The organism is Mycobacterium sp. 852014-52450_SCH5900713 (assembly GCF_001667075.1).
In the GTDB taxonomy this organism is placed as follows: domain Bacteria; phylum Actinomycetota; class Actinomycetes; order Mycobacteriales; family Mycobacteriaceae; genus Mycobacterium.
Map to the genome: position 1 here is coordinate 1 of NZ_LZIL01000017.1, position 865 is coordinate 865.

The following is an 865-nucleotide window of genomic DNA, read 5'->3' on the forward strand; positions in this document are numbered from 1 at the left end:
GCGCACCAAATCCCCGGTGCGATACATCCGCGCCCCCGCACCCCCAAACGGGTTGGCCACAAACCGTTCCGCAGTCAAACCCATCCGGCCCAGGTAGCCGTGCGCGAGTGCGGGCCCGCTCAAATACAGTTCGCCGACCACCCCGATCGGGGCCGGGTTCAGCCGCGCGTCGAGCACCAGCGCGCACACCCCCGGGATCGGGGTGCCGATGCTCACCGGCTGCCCCGCCGACAGCGGCGCAGTGGACGTGGCGCAGATGGTGGTCTCGGAGGGGCCATAGCCGTTGAACATCCGCCGACCCGGCGCCCAGGCGCCGACCAACTCCGCCGGGCACGCCTCTCCCGTGGTAACCAGCGTGTCGAGTCCGTCCAGCCGGGCCCGGTCCAGCGACGCCAACACCGTCGGGGTCACCACCGCCGCGCTGACCCGCTGGTCCTGCAGCAACTCGGTCAGCGCCTCTCCCGCGTAGGCCTGGGGCGGGGCCATCACCAACGTCGCGCCGGACCCGACCGCCCACAACAGATCGAAGATCGACGCATCGAAGGTCGGCGCGGCCACCATCAGCACGCGCGACTGCGCGCCCAGCCCGTACACCTTGCATTGCGACGCGGCCAATCCGACCAGGCCGGCGTGGCTGACCGTCACGCCCTTGGGCGCGCCGGTGGATCCCGAGGTGAACATCACATAGGCGGTGTTCTCGACCTTCAGTGGCGAGTGCCGGTCGGCGTCGGTGATGGGCTTCGCGCACCGCCCCGACAGGTCCAGTTCGTCGACACGCAACACCGGGCGCGCGCCCGCCCCGACCAAAGTGTCGGCGCCACACGTCAACACACACACCGCGCCCACCGCATCCAACACCGTGGCG

Annotated in this window: 1 protein-coding gene; it reads right to left on the reverse strand. The window is 70.8% G+C overall.

From position 1 onward, the window contains the following. Window positions 1-865, reverse strand: an 865-nt coding sequence (locus A5773_RS05600; protein ID WP_156744736.1) for an AMP-binding protein, incomplete at both ends; no start/stop codon positions are given.